The sequence below is a fragment of the Proteiniphilum sp. X52 genome (assembly GCF_003712195.1).
In the GTDB taxonomy this organism is placed as follows: domain Bacteria; phylum Bacteroidota; class Bacteroidia; order Bacteroidales; family Dysgonomonadaceae; genus Proteiniphilum.
The window spans coordinates 393,340-412,751 of sequence record NZ_RDSD01000001.1 but is presented as its reverse complement, the minus strand read 5'-3'; the positions used below and the strand labels follow the sequence as shown (position 1 = coordinate 412,751).

The 19,412-nt window shown below is 45.4% G+C and carries 15 protein-coding genes; 12 read left to right on the top strand and 3 right to left on the bottom strand.

Annotated elements, in window-relative coordinates; genetic code table 11:
• Nucleotides 1-9: 9 nt before the first annotated feature.
• Complete coding sequence (locus tag D7D25_RS01430) at nt 10-672, top strand: HAD family phosphatase (RefSeq protein WP_122967175.1); 663 nt, start codon at nt 10-12, stop codon at nt 670-672.
• On the opposite strand, the gene D7D25_RS01425 is transcribed toward D7D25_RS01430, so the two are convergent.
• Nucleotides 650-3,748, bottom strand: a complete 3,099-nt coding sequence (locus D7D25_RS01425; protein WP_255417132.1) for a PD-(D/E)XK nuclease family protein — start codon at nt 3,746-3,748, stop codon at nt 650-652. The two genes, D7D25_RS01430 and D7D25_RS01425, sit on opposite strands and share 23 nt — an antisense overlap.
• Nucleotides 3,749-4,036: 288 nt before the next feature.
• Here D7D25_RS01425 and D7D25_RS01415 point away from each other — a divergent pair, with 288 nt between their 5' ends.
• The 4 genes from D7D25_RS01415 to D7D25_RS18715 all read left to right on the top strand — a co-directional run bounded on the left by D7D25_RS01415 (nt 4,037) and on the right by D7D25_RS18715 (nt 5,244).
• The gene (locus D7D25_RS01415) at nt 4,037-4,258 is read left to right on the top strand and encodes a hypothetical protein (protein WP_221407940.1); all 222 of its coding nucleotides are present in this window, start codon (nt 4,037-4,039) and stop codon (nt 4,256-4,258) included.
• 52 nt (nt 4,259-4,310) lie between these two features.
• A complete protein-coding gene (locus D7D25_RS01410; protein WP_122967174.1) occupies nt 4,311-4,547 on the top strand; it encodes a hypothetical protein in 237 nt (78 codons plus the stop codon).
• Nucleotides 4,529-4,843, top strand: a complete 315-nt coding sequence (locus D7D25_RS01405; RefSeq protein WP_122967173.1) for a type II toxin-antitoxin system RelE/ParE family toxin — start codon at nt 4,529-4,531, stop codon at nt 4,841-4,843. The genes D7D25_RS01410 and D7D25_RS01405 overlap by 19 nt, the downstream gene beginning before the upstream one ends.
• 260 nt (nt 4,844-5,103) lie before the next feature.
• On the top strand, nt 5,104-5,244 hold the full coding sequence (locus tag D7D25_RS18715) for a hypothetical protein (protein ID WP_370453812.1): 141 nt from the start codon (nt 5,104-5,106) through the stop codon (nt 5,242-5,244).
• A 268-nt stretch (nt 5,245-5,512) separates the two neighbouring features.
• Here the strand turns inward: D7D25_RS18715 and D7D25_RS01400 are convergent, their stop codons facing one another.
• Both D7D25_RS01400 and D7D25_RS01395 read right to left on the bottom strand, forming a co-directional pair.
• Nucleotides 5,513-6,571: a class I fructose-bisphosphate aldolase gene (locus tag D7D25_RS01400; RefSeq protein WP_122967172.1), complete on the bottom strand. Its 1,059-nt coding sequence runs from the start codon at nt 6,569-6,571 to the stop codon at nt 5,513-5,515.
• 161 nt (nt 6,572-6,732) lie between these two features.
• A complete protein-coding gene (locus tag D7D25_RS01395) occupies nt 6,733-7,788 on the bottom strand; it encodes a hypothetical protein (protein WP_221407939.1) in 1,056 nt (351 codons plus the stop codon).
• Nucleotides 7,789-8,124: 336 nt separating this feature from the next.
• On the opposite strand from D7D25_RS01395, the gene D7D25_RS01390 reads away from it, so the two are divergent.
• From D7D25_RS01390 to D7D25_RS01360, 7 genes are all read left to right on the top strand, one after another.
• Nucleotides 8,125-8,661 (top strand): RNA polymerase sigma-70 factor, encoded by a 537-nt coding sequence (locus D7D25_RS01390; RefSeq protein WP_122967171.1) that lies wholly within the window; start codon nt 8,125-8,127, stop codon nt 8,659-8,661.
• 97 nt (nt 8,662-8,758) lie between these two features.
• Nucleotides 8,759-9,751: a FecR family protein gene (locus tag D7D25_RS01385; protein WP_122967358.1), complete on the top strand. Its 993-nt coding sequence runs from the start codon at nt 8,759-8,761 to the stop codon at nt 9,749-9,751.
• Between the two features lie 301 nt (nt 9,752-10,052).
• Nucleotides 10,053-13,277 carry a TonB-dependent receptor gene (locus D7D25_RS01380; protein WP_255417131.1) on the top strand — a complete coding sequence of 1,075 codons (3,225 nt, stop codon included), beginning with the start codon at nt 10,053-10,055 and terminating at the stop codon, nt 13,275-13,277.
• A gap of 11 nt (nt 13,278-13,288) precedes the next feature.
• A complete protein-coding gene (locus D7D25_RS01375) occupies nt 13,289-14,827 on the top strand; it encodes a RagB/SusD family nutrient uptake outer membrane protein (RefSeq protein WP_122967169.1) in 1,539 nt (512 codons plus the stop codon).
• A 50-nt stretch (nt 14,828-14,877) separates the two neighbouring features.
• Nucleotides 14,878-16,278, top strand: coding sequence for a hypothetical protein (locus D7D25_RS01370; protein ID WP_122967168.1), 1,401 nt, complete (start codon nt 14,878-14,880; stop codon nt 16,276-16,278).
• 237 nt (nt 16,279-16,515) lie between these two features.
• Entirely contained in the window at nt 16,516-18,009 is a 1,494-nt protein-coding gene (locus tag D7D25_RS01365) for a glycoside hydrolase family 30 beta sandwich domain-containing protein (protein ID WP_370453816.1), read from the top strand.
• A gap of 21 nt (nt 18,010-18,030) precedes the next feature.
• Entirely contained in the window at nt 18,031-19,362 is a 1,332-nt protein-coding gene (locus D7D25_RS01360) for a DUF5125 domain-containing protein (protein WP_255417129.1), read from the top strand.
• Nucleotides 19,363-19,412: the final 50 nt, after the last annotated feature.

Genomic DNA, 19,412 nt, shown 5'->3' with positions numbered 1-19,412 from the left:
TCATTCATTATGCAGAAGTTAGCGTTAAAGACTATTTTATTTGATATGGATGGTGTTGTGATTGATTCGGAAAAACTACACCTCCGGGCTATGGGCCTCACTTTGGAACGGCATGGCATCGAATATTCACAATCGTTTCTAACCGATTATGTGGGGAGATCGGATGAGTCATTCTTTCGGCATGTATATGAAAACATGGACAACACTCATTCCATGGAAGAGCTGCTGGAAGAGAAAAATGCTTTTTTTGAAGGTCTGTTGAAAGAGTTGAAGTATGTGGAAGGTTTCACTGATTTTATTCAAAAAGTAAAATCCATAAAACTACAGGCCGGACTGGTTACCTCCTCCTCGCTTTTCACAGTGCGAAAAGTGGACAAGCTATTGAATCTGACTTCTTTTTTCGATATTGTCATCACGGAGGAGGATACCCAAAAACATAAACCCAATCCGGAGCCTTATCTTCTGGCATTGGATAATTTAGGGGCTGATCACAGATCGACCCTCATTATTGAAGATTCCATCAATGGGATACTCGCCGGAAAAGCGGCCGGATGCGGGGTAGCCGGATTGACGACTTCATTTGGCGCTGCAACCTTACAGGATGCCGGAGCGGATTGGGTGATCAACAGTTTTTCCGATCTCCACCCCCTCATCGACTACAAAGCTCCTTAAAAGCGCACCATTGGCAGTTTTTGGTATTTTTTGTTTGGGCAAACGGGATGTCGGGATTGAAAATCTCCTCAAGGCAATTGTGGAATAACGGGAGAAACTCGTCCATAAAAACCGAGATGTCAGATATAGGACGTTTATTACAGGTGACAGCCGGTGATGGATCACCAAAAATGGAACGAAGGTAATAAATGGCCGGCGATAGTCGCGCGTCAGGATATTCCTGTGCGTAAAACAATGCGTACACAAACACCTGCAGGATCTGGTAGGGCCGGTTCGGTTTTGATCCGTCAAACAGGTCGGCGATCTGCTTGAAATCAGTCATTCCCGTTCCAGTCTTATAGTCGATGATACGATAACTATCCCCCACCCTGTCGATCCGGTCTATAATCCCCTTGAAATTCACCCAGAGTTCAGCGTTCACACGGTACGGCCTCCCCTGCCCGAAACGGTATTCCGCCGCCACAAATTCAAAGGGCGTGAACTGCTTGTCCGTTTCCAAGGTTTGTTTCACATAGCTCCGGAGAATCTCCCCGATCAGATAGTGCTGTCCCAGTAACGGCCGGGGCTCATCCTTCTGTTTGAAATAATACTCCGCGAATGCCTCTTCGAGCAGCCTCGTCAGCAAAGCATCATCTTTGGCAATCGCTGTCAGCACGTCAGGCGTAACCGTTTTGGCTTTATAACGGCTATAGATCGTCTCCATCAACTTGTGGAAGATCGAGCCGAACAGGTCAGACTCTACCGACTCCCGCACTTCATCTTCTTGGTAGAGGCCTTCCACCGCCGTAAAGTAAAATTGCAGGGGACAATTGATGTAGTTGTTGATGAGCGAGGCCGACAGAAACGACTCCCCTCCCTTTCTGAATGCATCCAACTTCCGTAATACTTCCGGCGTTTTGCTGACCGAGACCGGTAATATTTCGGGCGCGGCCACATCGTAAGCCACCACTCGCTCCGAAATATTGAAATAATCGGGATAAAGATACTTCAACTGATAAAAATAACGGCTCACTTCGCCCGTCTGCATCTCTTCCGCGCGTGTATCATAGAGCATAAACACCCTCTTCGCACGGCTGATCATGCGATAAAAATGATATGCATAGGTACCGTCCTGATGTTCGTATACGGGAAGACCGAATCCTTTCCGCAATGTGAAAGGGATAAAAGAGTTGACCGGATCTTTCAAGGGGAAAACGCCTTCATTCATCGAAAGGATGATGAGGTTTTCAAAGTCGATCACACGTGTTTCCAGCACACCCATCACCTGCAAGCCCGAAAGGGGTTCACCGCTGAATGCCACAGTGATGGAATGTGCCAGTTTTTTCAACAGACGGAAACAGGTCTCCAGCGACATGTTTCTCGCATTCTGAAGCCTGTCCTGCAAACGGGTCACGGTTTTATGATACTGTACGATAAACTCCCGTTCCAGATCTACCGGCCGCGTAGTGTCCCCGGTTTCTTCCTTATGATGCTTTTCATCCGTCAGGATGCCATAGATAAAAGTGAGGATATTTTTTATGTATTCGAAAATATCATGCCACCCGGTCAAGGGACGAAAGATCAGCCGGAAGAGGGGATGGGGCGGAAATTCCCCTTCCGAGACGACAATCCGGTTATTGGCAAGGATATATGTTTTTAGCGCTTCCACCTCCTCTTTGGCCGATATACACACCAACGGATGATTCAGTATCGATAACACATTCCGGTGATAAAACATCTTTTCTCCGGCGGATTCCCGTATATTACGCTGTAAACCGGCAATATGTTCCATCAGCGCCGCAATCGAGGAATAAGAGAGTCCATACCCCATAGTGACGTTTATCTTTCCGATCTCCTCGGGAATGGAATAGAGTACCGGCAACAAAAGCCGTTCATCCGGCAGCACTATGGCAGTGTTGATCGCCTCATCCGGATTGGGAATATTGCCGGACTCGATCAATCGCGAAAGAATTTGCGCGACATGTTTCGCCTGTCCTACCCCGGAGGGAATACCGATTGCTTCTATATGTGTTTTCGCCTCCCCCTGCTTATTTCTTTCACCCACCTCTTCCAAATCAACCCTTGCTGACTCTCCGCCTCTATCTTCCGAAAAATTTCCGCCAACAGGTTGAGATGAAATGCCGGCTCCATCACTATCCTGTAGTATAAACCGGGAAGGAAACCTCCGCAGGTTTTCTTTTACCCATAAAGATGCGCGGTTCTGACTGTCTTGAACCTGCGGTGACTCATAATCCCAGTAGAAATCGGCAATCCCCCGATGTTTCAAGTGTTCAAGCAACACCGTCTCCGCAGGCGTAAGGGCATTCAATCCTACAAATATATAACATCCCGGCTGCCAGCCGTCCTGATCAGGATTCCGTTGTTCTCCAGATTCGAACGAATGATCCTGTTTTCCGAATCCTTCGACCTTGCCGGCCGGCTTCTCCGTTCCCTGCCAATTCGTTACATTTTTCCTAACATCCAATTCCCCCGACCGGGCACTTTGGGCCACCTCACGGAACATCATGCCTTCATAGGCAAGTCCTTTTTGTTGTAGCTCCGTGCGGAAAGTGGTGTAGAGTTGATACAATATTTGCCATGTCTCCTGAAACTTTTTCTTGGTCTCGCTCTCCCCGACCGGCATAAAATGAGTCCAAAAACGTCGGATGGCATCTTTCTGCTTTTCTGTAAGATGGGTCAAATCATCATCCATCGACCTGAAATCATGCACGTTGCGGAATAGTTGCCTAGCATCCGCCATATACTTGTCCACATCATTAAAATCGTTCAGCAACATCTCCCCCCAGTAGAGGAAGTCATCAAACGACTCGCCGGAACCACTGATCTTTCCAAAATGATCGTAGAGCATCACCAGCATTTCAATTTTGTCGGCAAGCCGGTAGGAAGACATGGACATGAAAAGTTCCTGAATAGTTATTATAGAAGGGGAAAAAAGCGGCTTACCGGCAATTTCCGCGAGGTACTTCTGGAAGAAGAAACCGGCACGGCGGTTCGGAAAGACAAAGGTATGCCGATACAGGTCATTGCCGTATTGCGCGTAAAAGAGTTCCGCTATTTTATACAGGAATGGGGTCATATAAGGTTATACTCAATAGTGGCTATTACTTTATTATTACCCATACGATAAATCTCCTTTCATGTACAAATTTACGCAATTTATTTTGTACCGGAAAAGATTTATTTTTTGTTTTCCTTGAATATATTTTATTACTCTTTTATTTTTTCATTATTTTGCACATCCATTCGATCCACTGTGGGTCTTTTTTCAAATAATTATTCGTTTGACTATCAGTAATATAACACTGATTAATAGACACCTATTGACAATTTGCTTACAAGAGTACTGAAAGAGCAACATTCCTCTTTGAATGAAATAAATAACCTGAAGTCTTATCTTTTGAGATCGTTAAGAAACAGGCTTATAGATATTAACCGAACTAACAAGGAAGACACCACACCCCTCACTGCGCAAGAAGAGATGCGGGATGTTCTCCCTTTTCAGTTGCACGTAACCGTAGAGGATGAGCTTATCTTGAAAGAGGATGCGGAGGAGATCACCATTCACAATTTATCCGATTATTTATGACCTCTTCCTCACAATTTATTCATATATTTGTAACTGAAAGGAGGATTATTATATGAACAGTACTTCATACTTAAAAAAAAATCTGATTTCCCGCATCAAAAGTTCAAACAATGAAACTTTTCTAAAAGCATTACAGACAATTTTTGATAGTTCCGAGCAAGAGTTATATGAGTTAAACAAAGCTCAAAAACAGGCAATTGAAGCCGGACGGGAGGATATTGCAAAGGGTTACTATAAATCTCACGAGCAAGTAATGGAAGAAATGACGACATGGTTAAAAGAACAATAATATGGTCTAAGCAAGCGGATTATGAACTTAAAAACACATTGATCTTCCACAACTTAAGGAATGGAAACACCAAATACAGTCTCAGGCTTTTAGACCAGATCAAACAAATAATGGATGCTCTTTCGGAAAACGAGTTTATAGGAAGACTTTCGGAAGACAAGAGAACCCGTGTTATCGTAATGAAGGTTTATCTGATCTTCTATGAAATTATTGAATCTGAAATCCACATACTATCATTTTGGGATAATCGTCAGAACCCCGAAAATAGGATTGACAAAAAGAATGCTACAAAATAAATTTTCAAGTAAATACCGGTTGAAATCTTCTCCTTCTACCCTGATTGTTTTCTTCAAAAATTTACAATCTTAAATCATTCCAACGATCTCTTTTTTTGTTAAATTTTAAACAAAAACAACTATTTCGTTAAGCAGTACGAGCAGAAGACAAGTTTACCTTGGATTATGCCGTTGGGAGAAATAGTCTGATGAAAGCGAATTTTTATTAAAAAACGTATTTTGGGTATCCATCAGCCAATACCTGTAAAAAGCAAAGAGGGTTGGTTATTTCCGCCTGGGAAAAGACTCCGGAAGGAAACAGAGAGATTAGCCTGGTACTTTTACCTTATTATGCCTGGAATAACCGGAAGGAGGGAAGTATGATGGTCTGGTTTCCAGAAAACGAAGACATTCAACCCTAAGTCGACCGCTAATCTGGTTACTCATGGCAAATACAAAGCATCAGATGCTTCTCATACCTACCGGGGCGATAATCTGGCAGCTGTGGCCGATACTTCCACGACGACATAATGTTTGAAAGGTGGATGGCGCTCCGTAGTGGACTTGCCCCTCCAAGTTTGTAATCATGTACGGCACACGAAAACAAGAACACGGACAACTCAATCGGTTATCCGTGTTCTTTGTTATACGGTCTCTATCCATCTTAGGATGAGAGGTGATCACCATCCGCTACGCCAGGGTGATCTCGTTGTCGAGATAAACATCCTGGATAGCATGGATCAGCTCCACACCGTCTTCCATCGGTTTCTGGAAAGCTTTACGACCTGCGATAAGCCCTATTCCTCCGGCGCGTTTGTTCACCACCGCGGTATAAACCGCCTCTGCCAGATCGCTCTCGCCACGTGATTCCCCTCCTGAGTTGATCAATCCTATCCGCCCCATATAGCCATTGATCACCTGATACCGGCAAAGGTCTATCGGGTGCTCGGAACTCAATTGGTCATACATGCCGGGATTGGTTTTTCCAAAACCTATCGCCCTGAATCCTCCATCATTGGTCGGCAACTTTTGCTTGATGATATCCGCCTTGATCGTCACACCGAGATGATCGGCCTGACCGGTGAGGTCGGCCGCGCTATGATAATCCACTCCCTCTTTCTTAAAAGCGTTATTACGCAAATAACACCACAGGATAGTGCCCATCCCCAACTCATGCGCGTATTCAAATGCTTCCGCCACTTCCACAATTTGACGGCGACTCTCTTCCGATCCGAAATAAATAGTAGCCCCTACCGCGGCAGCACCCAAATTCCATGCCTCCTTTACGGTACCGAAAAGTACCTGGTTATAGGAATTCGGATAAGTCAACAGTTCATTGTGATTCATTTTAACCACGAAAGGAATCTTGTGCGCATATTTTCTGGCTACGGAAGCCAGCACGCCGAAAGTGGATGCCACAGCATTACAATCGGCTTCAAGCGCCAGTTTCACAATATTTTCCGGAGCAAAATAAATAGGATTGGGAGCAAAAGAAGCACCTGCCGTATGTTCAATTCCCTGATCGACAGGCAATATGGACAGATAGCCGGTGTTCGCCAGACGTCCATGCCCAAACAGACGCTGGAGGTTATTCAAAGTCGGAATATTCCTGTCTGAATCAATCCATAACCTTTCAATAACATCCGGCCCGGTAGGATGAATCATTGACTTCTCAACGGTTTTACTCACATGGTTCAGGAGATAATCACTTTGGTCTCCCAACAGCTGTATTATAGTAGAATGTGCCATAGTTTGAATGAATGTTGATAATAAACCAATATAAATCAAACAAACGGCACCGGAATTGGTTCAATAAACCTGAAATTTACCGTTTTAGCACAGGTGGAGCAAGGAGGAAGCGTGAGAGTTGTTCTTCCGGCCGCCATACCCCCTTGCCGTACGTAGTTCGTTTACTGATACTGTATATAGAGGGGGTGAGGTGTTAACTTCATGATCTCGGGGGGAGTAAGCATCCGATGCGGCGGATGTTTTACATCGTTCTTGTAAAAAAGTTTAAAACCTGTAAACTGTACGGGTTCCTTGTAGAGGTACTGCCGGTACGTATCGTATTTTAACTGAGGGCCTCCCCAGCCGTCCATATCGACGACGATTTGCACCTCTGGCCTGAGAACGATATCCTGGTAGTTCGTCACCATTCCCCGGGTGAAACGGTGTACGACCAGTATCTTGGGAGGAAGATCGTATTCCCGCACCAGTTTCGCAAGGTATTCCGTGCAGAAATTAATGTCTCCGGCATCATACGTGCCGATTTTCTTTCCGGGCGGGGTGCCGTCTTTCATCGAAAACTCGGGATCGACGCCCAGATGCACATGCGGCATTTTCAAATATCTCTCCAGTAGCGGCACTTCTTCTTCCACAGTACTCAATGCCACCTGAATATCGAGGAATAGGATGGCGTTGCCCATTTCGGCGATGGCCAACGCGGAATCGATCTGCGCCTCGGGCATTCGATAACGGTATTTCCCGTCGCTCCAGGGCGAACCCTGAGCTACCACGGCTATGTAATGGATGGCCGGCTGCACAGGCGTATCCGGGTCGACATGCTCCCATGCTTTCACTTCTTCGTTCAGCCTTCGCCATACCTCTTGCGGCGGATATTCTCCCAGAATACCCATATTTTTGGAGAACAGATTCCCGTAATATGCCACTACACGCCTGTAAGGCAAAATAGCTCCTTTGAGCGGCAGCGGCTGGTCCTGCACCGGCCACAGTCCGGTCGTATCGCCGTTGGCATTGTACAGGAGCCGTTGCCGGTATTCCATTTCGTCAACAGTTTCCGGTTCCTCCCTCGATCGTGTGTCGGCCGGTTGTTCATCGTTCTCTTCAAACGGAATGCGGTCTGATCCGGACAGGGTCTTTGAACCGGATCTTTCCCCGCTGCACGCGATCAGCAGAAAACTACCTATAATGGATGAAATCAGAGTGCGGATGAATGGATTTATCAAAATATCAAAAGTTTTGGCATATTGCCGCAAAGGTACAGGATTTTCTTTTTAAAACCGCGCGGACAGATAAAAATCACCGTTCAATATACTAGGAGAAACTTATGTGAAAAAGCCCACCGCCTACGGCTCATGGCATTAGCAGTGTACAATAAAAAATAAAGCGATGAGAGTGATCAGTTCATCATCAATGGACAGATGATACAAAGATCAGCGACAAAGAAACATATTTCTGACCGAATAATATTATCTTTGTGGCGAGAGGTGTTTTTGAAAATGTAACCCTCATGAAAGACTATAAGGTTGCGGATAAGTGAGGTAATTGAAGGTTTTTACTAAGTGAACACAGAATCATACAGGAAAGAATTTGAAGAAATATTCATTCAGTATTTTCCGAAAGTCAGGACGTTTGCCGCCATTCTTCTTAAATCGGAACAGGAAGCTGAAGACATAGCACAGGATATCTTTGTGAAATTATGGGAACAACCTGATTTATGGGAAGGAAATCTTGTGAGGAATTACTTGTATACAATGGTTAAAAATCATGTTTTCAATCGCATTAAACGGAAAAACCTAGAATCCAAATACATATACTCTCAGATAAACTTACATTCATTGGAAGAAATGACCGAATTCAAAGATCCACTGAATGAAATATACCATGAAGAGTTACAGCTATTACTGAAATTGACATTGGAACAAATGCCTGAGAAACGCAGGCAGGTATTTGAAATGAGTCGTTTCGGACATTTAACCCATCACGAAATCGCCGAAAAAATGGACTTATCGGTGCGAACAGTAGAACAACACATCTATTTGGCGCTGAAAGATCTCAAAAAACTAATTCTTATTCTAATTTTTTTCATAAAATTTTAAGTAGTCCCCTCTTCTCGATTGTATCTAATATACAATCGGCAAATCGAGTGTTGTCGTATTGATTGACAGAAGCGATTTTATTAGACGCAGATACGAGATGGGAAACTATTTTAACAAGATTATCGAATTATTTGTAAAAACGACCGATGTTTCAACCTCCTCACGGGACGAATTCCATCGATGGCTTACCGGAGAAAAATTCTCCCGAGAAAAAGAAAAAGCCTTACAAGGCTTGTGGGACAATATAGAGGAAGTCACCCCTGCAGCAACTTCATCTCAAACACAGCGATCACTGGACGAAGTACGTAAAAAGATCAGACAACGCCACCACAAGGTAAACATCAAGATACTTCGTGTCTGGCAGGTGTCAGCAGCCGTTTTACTGATCGCTCTATTATCCGCCTTGTATTTTACATCCAATGAAACACCGGTGAATGCCGACCTTATCGAACAATATGTGCCGGTCGCCGAAATGACTCACCTTACATTGCCCGACGGAACAGAGGTACAGATGAATTCCACCGCGACTTTGTTATATCCCGCACAATTCAATGGGGAAACCAGAAGTGTGTATTTGATTGGAGAAGCGAATTTTAAAGTAACAAAAAATGAAGAACAACCCTTTATCGTTAAATCCAATGATTTTCAGGTAACAGCCTTAGGAACGGAGTTCAGCATGAAAGTATATCCCGATGAAACCCTTCTTACCACTACTTTATTTTCCGGAAGTGTGGAAGTAAGATTTAATAATATGGAGTCATCATTGATATTAAACCCAAGTGAACAATTTACCTATAATAAACGGACCAAAGAAGAGACCATCAGCCGTCCCAATTTAGATGATGTGACAGCATGGCAAAGAGGTGAACTTGTCTTCCGGTCGGCAACTTTGGAGGAGATTATCCCCGTACTGGAACGAAAATACCCCTATTCATTCGTTTACACGGTCAGCACCTTGCGAAATGACAGATACACGTTCCGTTTCAAGGAAAACACTTCCTTACAGGAGATAATGGACATCATTGTTGAAGTTTCAGGCAATATCAAATACAGGATTGAGGATAACAAATATTATTTATCACCTTTATAATAAACGATTTTCACTCCGTAGATTTTTTGTCGTCACTCGGCATAATGCAAACAAGTTTGCTTCTGCCCTAGTTCCTAAGAAAATTCACTCTTAATTTTTAATTTTTAATTTTTCATTCTTCATTCTTAATTTTTCACTCTTAATTTTTAATTTATATGCATATGGATACATCCTAATCAAAAAAGCCGGAATAAAGTGGCACCTCTATTCCGGCGAAACAAGCGTTAGAGTTATACTCTTGAAAATCAGTCAAATTTCTAATCTAACACTAAGAACTATTAAAGTTATGAAAATTTCTTACATGAAAAAGGCAAAAATAGGACTTTTTATCTTTTTTTTCTGCTTTATTGCCTCACCACCCTTCTTGTTTGCTCAGAAGAATGTTTCAATAACCATAAAACAAAACAATATCTCGGTTATCGAAGCATTACAGGCCATTGAAAGGCAGTCAAAAATGTTCGTAGCCTACAATGAATCGCAGTTAAAGAATCAAAAGAATCTCGATTTGAACATCTCCAACCAACCCATAGAGAATGTGCTGGCCCAAATACTTGCGGGAACGGGATTTTCCTATCAGTTGAAAGACAACTATATCATCATTGTCCCGGAACGAGAGGCCAGCACACAAAGGCGGATCACCGGAACAATTATCGATGAATCCAATGAACCCGTCATAGGTGCCAATATCATCGAAAAAGGAACAAAGAATGGTACCGTTACCGATATGGACGGTAATTTCACATTGGATGTTGAAAACAATGCCATACTCCTTATTTCTTATATCGGTTATCTGTCGCAGGAAATCAATACTGCGGGACGAAACACCTTTCATATCACATTGCAGGAAGACTTAAAGACATTGGAAGAGGTAGTAGTAATCGGTTATGGCTCAGTAAAGAGACGTGATGTCACTACCGCCGTGTCTTCTATTTCCACGGAAAGTCTGGACGAAAGGCCCATCGTTTCTGCAGGCCAGGCTATCCAGGGAAAGGCTGCCGGAGTCAACGTATACCAACCCAACGGCGCTCCCGGCGGAGAAATGGTGATACGTGTACGTGGAACGACCTCTTTCAACGGAAGCAATGATCCGCTATACGTGGTGGATGGGGTGCCCGTCGACAACCTGAATTTCCTGTCACCTACCGATATTGCCGACATACAGATACTTAAAGATGCCTCTTCCGCGGCTATTTACGGATCACGTGCGGCAAACGGCGTGATACTGGTCACTACAAAACAGGCAACCGCCGGCGCCAAGATTACGGCCAATATACAATATGGCGCAAGCCGTGTTGCCAATCAGATTAAATCGCTAAATGCCGCGCAATACAAGGAATTAATAGACGAGCTTCGTCCCGGTGCCATTCCTGAAGGCACAACCGACAGGACCGACTGGTTCAACGAAGTGTATGGGACCGGCATCACTCAAAATTATCAGCTACAGTTGGCTGACGGAAATGAACGTATCCGTTATTTTGTATCTGGAGGTTATCTGGATGAGAGAGGGATACTTAGTTCAGCTTTCTTCCGCCGATTCAATCTGCGCAGCAATGTGGAAAGCCAAATACGCAATTGGCTTCACATGGGATTGAATCTCGCTTATTCGGACAATACCAGCAATGGCGTTACTACCGGGCTTGGCTCCAACCGTGGAGGTGTTGTATTGTCCGTGGTTAATTTACCGACCGCGGCGGCAGTAAGGGATGAGGCAACAGGGTTATACAACCGGCTTTTCTTTGGCCAAAATATCACTAACCCTGTAGAATCGCTGGAAAACGGGAAAAACAACAAAACCAACGAAAACCGGTTAATCGCCTCCGCAAACGCGACTATTACCTTTATGCCCGATTTGACATTGAGATCATCATTCACGTTAGATCGCCGGAATGGAAAAGCCACAAGCTTTACACCTCCCGTACATGGATCTGACAGGGATGACTGGGGATATGCAAGAGATAAGCGTAGCACTAATCAGCTGGTGGTGTTCGACAATGTACTGACCTATAAAACAACATTGGCCAACAGACATGGCTTTGAAGGTATGGCAGGCACGTCATGGACCGATTCCCAATGGTCACAGAACTATATCCATGGAACCCATTTCAAAGACGGTTCCATCCACACGCTGAATGCCGCAAACAAAATTGCATGGGGAAATGATCCTAATAGCGGCACCGGTTCAAATGCATCACAATGGGGCATCATGTCAGGATTCGGAAGGGTTTCCTATAATTACGACAGCAAGTACCTCTTTACATTCAATATGCGCGCGGACGGATCATCTAAACTCCATCCCGACCACAGGTGGGGATATTTCCCCTCTTTTTCCGGCGCATGGCGTGTTTCATCTGAAAACTTCATGCAGGACCTTACCTGGATCGACGACCTGAAGATTCGTGGTGGATGGGGGCAGACCGGTAACCAATCGGGTGTGGGCGACTATGCATACTTACAACGGTACAATATTGTTCGTGAACCATGGTTCGAAGAAGGTAAAGCCGACGCGGTGCCCCTCATACCCCAACAAAACCTGCGCACGCGTGATCTCACATGGGAAACCACCTCCCAAACCAATATAGGTATCGATGCGACGCTGTTCAGGGACAGGTTGACTATCGCAATGGATTACTATTACAAATACACCACCGATATGTTGATGTATGTATCATTGCCTTCTGGTGCGGCGGCGGCAAATAGCATTGTAAGGAACGAGGGGAAAATGACCAACCGCGGGTTCGAATTTGCCCTTCACTCACGCAACCTGACCGGCGCATTCACCTGGAATACCGATTTCAATATCTCTTTCAACAGGAACAGACTGGAGAAACTCGCCTTACAACAGATTTATTACGATGCCGAAACAACCGACGCCCTTCGTCTTATACGCGTAGTACGCAATGAACCCGGGCGGCCCTTGGGAGGATTCTACGGATATATCAGCGACGGTGTCGACCCCGAAACCGGGGAATTGATGTACCGCGATATAAATGAAGACGGCAGGATATCTTCTTCCGACAGGACATATATAGGTGATCCCAATCCCGATTTCACATTCGGACTTACCAATACATTCTCCTACAAGGGATTTAACCTGTCGCTCTTTCTTCAGGGATCTGTGGGAAATGACATATTCAATGCTTCAAAAGCTGATGTGCAGGGAATGTATGACTTAAAGAATCAGTCGGTAGAGGTACTCAGACGCTGGCGTACCCCGGGACAAATCACAGATATCCCGAAAGCGGGATTCGATATGAAGCCGTCAACCTACTTTATTGAAGATGGCAGCTACCTGCGCGTGAAAGACGTGACATTGTCCTATAATTTCAAGGGAAATCTGTTGGATCGTGCCGGGATCTCCCGTTTACAGCCCTACGTGACATTCAATAACCTACTGACACTGACAAAGTATAAGGGGATGGATCCCGAGGTCAATCAATGGGGAAACAGTGGCGCCGTACAGGGTATCGACTGGGGTACATATCCTCACAGCAGGACATTTGTTTTTGGAGTGAATCTTGAATTTTAAATCATAAAAAAATGAAGACAAAATATATTCTATCTGTCCTTACCGCTTGTTTACTGGCTTCCTGCTCACTGGACTATGATCCGCTGGACACCTACTCCGATGTGACGGAAGGAATGGAACAGGACACCGCCGTAGTGGTCTTTAAGGATAAGGCCGCCGTGGTATCACACCGGCAAACATTATTGAATTTGTATAAGAATGGACAGGAGCACTGGCACTTGGATTTGCTTCTATTAGCAGAAACTCATTCCGACAATGCTTATGCAGGCGCACCTAATAACGAAACAACGCCGTTTGAAGTGAATTCCATCGAAGGATCGAGCACCACGCTGAACCGCGACTGGAACATGCATATGGGAAATATAGCCCAGGCAAACAAAATGATCGTATATGTCGACAGTGTGGCCGATAACACACTGACAGCCGCTGAGAGAGCTCAATTCAAGGCGGAAGCAAAATTACTCAGGGCAATGATCTATTTCGATATGGTAAGGATATGGGCAAATTTACCTTTGGTTACAACTGTGGCCGGAGACATTACCGCCGAGACCATCGAAGATGTGTACCCGGCCTATTTCCCGAGGCAAACGGACGCATTGACCATCTATCATCAGATTGAAGAGGATCTTTTGGAGGCATTGCAATATGCTCCCAATAACAATCCACAGGATAAAACCCAGCTATCCAAATCGGTGGCTCGCGCCTTACTGGCAAAAGTATATGCCGAAAAACCATTGCGGGACTACGACAAAGTGATCAAATATGCTGATGAATTGGCTGCCGACGGGTTTGGACTGATAGATAATTTCGGCGACATGTTCGATGTGGTATTGACTGACCCTAATTCACCACCCTCCCAGGAGAATAAAGCCACAGAGGCAAAAATGCGCAACACCGGGGAAACCATTTATGAAGCGCAGTTTTTCCCGGGAAACACGAATTGGGTAACATGGATGTTCGGACGTAAACTGGATGACTGGACATTCTATTTCAGCTTCCTGAAGTGGATCACTCCCTCGCGCGACCTTATCCGCACTTTCAACAGTGAACCGGGCGATAAACGGTATGAGCAGACTGTGGTATTCTATGAATGCAATTGGAACGTATATTACCCGGCCAATAACTACGCATTCATGTATAAATGCCGTAGTGGTTTCAATAGCGTCATTAAGTTGCGTTATGCTGATATCCTGTTGTTGAAAGCGGAAGCATTCATCGGCAAAGGCGATTATAACGGCGCAGCACAGATCATCAACCAGACACGCCGGCGCGCCGGTTTGTCGAATCTGCCCGCATCGGCATCCGCGAGTAAAGAAGCCATTACCCAGGCATACCTGAAAGAACGCCGTCTTGAATTGGCATTGGAAGGTCAACGTTGGTTCGATCTGGTTCGCCTCGACAAGGTGGAGGAGGTGATGAACGCCGTATTTGCCAAAGATGAAGGCCGTCCGTCACAGGCTATGCCTTATACGAGTCTATCCTATATATTACCTATTCCACAGGCAGTAATGGATCAGAACCCGAACCTTGAGCAAAACCCGGGATATTAAAGAGGGTAAAGACTTTAAAATTGTTTCATCCAACAAGAAAAAATAATCATATGAACTTGATACAAAAAATATTATCCATCACCGCGATAATCCCATTATTGCTGATATCTTGCAATGATGATGAATATGGCTCCCGGAAGGAGTCCACTCCCCTGTTTGAGTCAGCGGCGGTGAGTCCCACCAGTTTTACTTTCGGCGATTCCATCACGCTCACGGCAAAAATCACCGATCCGGCAACCAATCTCAGCCTATTGACCTATGAGGTGGTTTCAGGAAACAGCGTTATCACGTCGGGAAAAATACCCATTGGTGGCGATTCACACGAAGTTTCCCAAGCGATCCACGTACCTTTGTTGAGCAATCAAGCCGATAAGTCGGAAGTTCGGGTCAATCTGGTTGCGCAAAATGTTTTGAAAGGATTCGCAACGACCCAGGTCACCGGCCTGACCGGAAACCGTCCCGTTTATCAACGGCTCTATTTGGTCACGGATATTGGGGAGATAGCCATTCTGGAACCCTTGGCGACCGATAAAAATAAATATCATGTGGGAGAACTCCCTTTCGCCACCTCCATCCGATTTAAAATAGCGGAGAAAATCCACAACGACAAAACTATTGATTACACGGGAGATGTATATGGCAATGTGAACGGTAAGATTGGAATGATCAACGAGAGTGGCGAATCGGCTTTTGTATATACACCATCGGCTGATTACACAAAGGAATTGACCTTCGATAGCTATAGTCTCAGTGTGACAACCATTGGGAACAATCTCGGGGAGGGAGAGCTGGGCTTAAGTATTTTCACGGATCAGGGCATCAACGGGGAATCATTCAAAGTACTTCAAATCCACCTGGAAAATGGGAAGACCTATTCGGTATTCGGGGAACTGGCCGAAACAAGGAATCTTTTCAATCCCGACTTTTTCGAGCGACCTGCCGCCAACAAGGTTACCTTTCTGGGAAAAACAGGAGAATACACAGTGTATTACAATACTGTCCGGAAGAATACCTTCGTGGGTGTCAACAATCCTTCCTACCCTGATTATCTGCTGGCTTGCGGTTGGGGATTAGGATATCCCACAAATATCACTTCCGAAAAAATCGCTTCGGTTTATCCGGGAAAAGGTAGGACCCATACCGATTGGGGATTTGGAAATGTGTTGAACTATGTACTTCTGCGCCGCATGGGTGAAGGCATCTATCAGGGGACGTTCTATACGCCGGGTGACCACGACCATTATGCGAGTTTCAAACCGTTTGAGAATACCGGTTGGGGAAATGAGAAGCAAGCAGGTGGGTTTACCTTTACCGGCGAACAAATCATTTCGGGTAACAATAACTGGAATATCCCGAACGGGGAAGATGATCCGGTGATAGAATCCGCCAACTACAGGTTCACTGTCAACCTGAATGACAACACAGTGCATATTGAGAAGGTAATCCTATAATAAGGTAATCCTATAATAATGTGCCCGTTAATCAACCAACGTTCCACGGAACGAAGCGTAGTTGATATGCCAATGAGACAAACCATGTTCAACGGAATGAAGCGGAGTTAAATGTGATTAATTTTATGAATAATGCGAAGATTAGATTTTCATTCTTCATTCTTCACTTTTAATTTTTCATTTTTAATTTTTCCCTTTCTAAAATATAATCGAATGAAGCTATTATTTAATTTAAAAATGACAACACTACTGATGCTGACATTATGCTGTCTCACATTCTGCGGCGGTGTGGAGAAAGAAGATAACGGGGGTGCGATTCCCCCACCTGAGCCGCCGGTAGCAGGTGATGTAACGATGTATATCACCACCCATACCCGTTCCCAGGACTTCAAAAAACAGGCGGTCAATTTCAGCACAAAGGACAACATGTCGCCGACAACCCTGAAACTGGAACCAAGTACCCGTTTTCAGACCATGGACGGTTTCGGGGCGGCTGTAACGGGATCAACCTGTTATAACCTGATGCGAATGACACAGGAGAACCGCGCCCGTTTCTTGAAGGAGACATTCTCTACCACAGAGGGTATGGGGCAAAGCTATATCAGGATATCTATCGGCTGTTCCGATTTCTCGTTGAGTGAATACACCTGCTGTGACACGCCCGGTTTGGAGAATTTTGCGCTTACATCGGAAGAGAACGATTACGTAATCCCCATCCTGAAAGAGATCCTGGCTATCAATCCGGATATAAAAATCATGGGGTCGCCATGGACTCCTCCCCGATGGATGAAGGTGAACAACCTCACTGATTTACAGCCGTTCAACTCATGGACAAGCGGTCAGCTCAATCCGGCATATTATGCCGACTATGCCGATTACTTGGTGAAATGGATCCGGGCTTTCGAAGCACAGGGAATAAATATCTATTCGGTAACCCCACAGAACGAACCGCTCAACAGGGGAAATTCCGCTTCGCTTTACATGACATGGCAGGAACAGCGTGATTTTGTAAAAACCGCGTTAGGCCCTAAGATGAAAGCAGCAGGATTGAACACCAAGATATATATTTATGATCATAATTATGATTACGACCGCGACAAGGCGGGAAATGCCGATCAGGGACAATATCCGCTGAAGATCTATGAAGATGCGGCAGCGGCTGAGTTTATTACCGGCGCGGCCTACCATAATTATGGAGGGAACAAGGAGGAGCTGAACTTTATCCGTAATTCCCGTCCGGACAAGGAATTGGTATTTACCGAAACCTCCATCGGCACATGGAACGACGGCCGTAACCTGGAAGTCCGACTGATCGATGACATGAGGGAAGTGGCGCTGGGTACGGTCAATAATGGGTGCAAAGGCGTCATTGTCTGGAACCTGATGCTCGACACCGACCGCGGCCCTAATCGTGATGGTGGCTGTCAAACCTGTTATGGCGCTGTCGATATCGACCGCGCCAACTATGCGACCATCACCCGTAACTCCCATTACTATATCGTCGGGCATCTCTCATCAGTGGTAAAGCCCGGAGCGGCACGTATCGGCACATCCGGTTTTTCGGAGCCCGGTTTCTATCACTCGGCATTTGAAAATCCTGATGGCACCTATGCGGTGGTATTACTCAACAGTACGGCGGTAAATAAGGTGGTCACCCTCCACGACGGGACACATCACTTTGCTTATGAAGTACCTGCCCAATCAGTTATCTCTTATCGATGGAAAAAATAAAAACATAATAATCGTATGAACATGAAAAAAATAAAATATTGGATGCTTGTCTTCGTGGTTTCCTTTGCTTTAGCCTCATGCGACAATGAGGTCGCGGAACCTCAACAGGAAGGGAACCCCACCATGCAGATAGAAGACCAATTTGCCCATGTGCATTTTGGAGACCTCCTGCCGTTCGAGGTAACGGTCAATGACGATGTGCCCCTGTCTACCTTGACAGCCAAGTTGTATTTTGGGGAAGAGGAAGTGTCTAAAACAATTATCCGCACAAAAGAGAACGGTCAATATGCCGGAAGTATAGCAATCCCATACGGGAAAAATATTCCCGACGGAACCGCCACCCTCGAGTTCGTCCTGGTGAATACCACCCTGAAAAAAGCTTCCCGGAGCTTTGATGTTCCGGTAAAACTGGCTCACTATCCTTATCTCATACTGGTGACCGCCGATGCCTCTTATCCCATGGTGCCGACAGGAAAACCCAATGAGTATGCGGCCTCTTCCGCTTTTCCGACAACCGAATTACCCGCATATATAAAAACCCCGGTCTTGGATGGCAAAGGACGTGAAATTCTTTTTGGATGGGATGATGGACAAGGAGGCATCGCCGAAGGCACCTCAAACAATATTCCGTTCGTCAGCCCGGAGGGTGGCACCTACTCTGTCACATTCAATACAAGGACATTTGAAGCATCCCCATTCTTCGAAGTGATACTCAACGGTCAAAAGATGAATATGGTCGACAAGGACAATTACCAGTTGGATATTGATCTGGCTCAGGGAGAAGAAATTACTTTTGAAGGATTGAGCAATTGGTGGGTAGACCCCGATTTCTTTGCGCAAGACCAAGACAAGATGACTTTCGTCCCCCTCACTGGCAGATACCGGGTAACAGCCAACCTACCGCTTAACTACCTGAAAGTGGAAGCGCTTGTTGGCAGCAACTTAGCCACACTCCAACCCGACGGCACCGGAGCCATTTGGGTCATCGGCGATCAGGTGGGGAAACCCTCCTACCTCTCCAACCATGTGGGCTGGACACCAGCCAACGCGCTCTGCATGGCTCCCGTGGGAAACAAGAAGTACCAGCTCACGCTGGTGGCCGGTGAAACGGTGAATGCCTCGCAAATCAACTTCAAGTTCTTCCACCAGAAAGACTGGGGAGGGGAATTCGGCAGCCAATCGCTTACCAGCGAAAGCGGCATCGTATTTGTCGGCAACGGGACCAATGGCCGGGATAACGGCAACCTGGGCATTGTCGAAGGTAAAACGTTAACGGCTGGTAAAACCTATGTATTTGCTGTGGATGTATCCCGAGGGATAAATAACGCGGTATTGACAGTGGAAGAGAAGTGATATTGAAGAAGTCATGTGAAGAAGTGGAGAGATTGGTTAACAATCGGACA

Coding starts and splice junctions, on each gene's coding strand:
- D7D25_RS01430 (WP_122967175.1), top strand. CDS start 10: ATGCAGAAGTTAGCGTTAAAGACTATTTTATTTGATATGGATGGTGTT.
- D7D25_RS01425 (WP_255417132.1), bottom strand. CDS start 3,748: ATGACCCCATTCCTGTATAAAATAGCGGAACTCTTTTACGCGCAATAC.
- D7D25_RS01410 (WP_122967174.1), top strand. CDS start 4,311: ATGAACAGTACTTCATACTTAAAAAAAAATCTGATTTCCCGCATCAAA.
- D7D25_RS01405 (WP_122967173.1), top strand. CDS start 4,529: ATGGTTAAAAGAACAATAATATGGTCTAAGCAAGCGGATTATGAACTT.
- D7D25_RS01400 (WP_122967172.1), bottom strand. CDS start 6,571: ATGGCACATTCTACTATAATACAGCTGTTGGGAGACCAAAGTGATTAT.
- D7D25_RS01385 (WP_122967358.1), top strand. CDS start 8,759: ATGGGAAACTATTTTAACAAGATTATCGAATTATTTGTAAAAACGACC.
- D7D25_RS01380 (WP_255417131.1), top strand. CDS start 10,053: ATGAAAAAGGCAAAAATAGGACTTTTTATCTTTTTTTTCTGCTTTATT.
- D7D25_RS01375 (WP_122967169.1), top strand. CDS start 13,289: ATGAAGACAAAATATATTCTATCTGTCCTTACCGCTTGTTTACTGGCT.
- D7D25_RS01370 (WP_122967168.1), top strand. CDS start 14,878: ATGAACTTGATACAAAAAATATTATCCATCACCGCGATAATCCCATTA.
- D7D25_RS01365 (WP_370453816.1), top strand. CDS start 16,516: ATGACAACACTACTGATGCTGACATTATGCTGTCTCACATTCTGCGGC.
- D7D25_RS01360 (WP_255417129.1), top strand. CDS start 18,031: ATGAAAAAAATAAAATATTGGATGCTTGTCTTCGTGGTTTCCTTTGCT.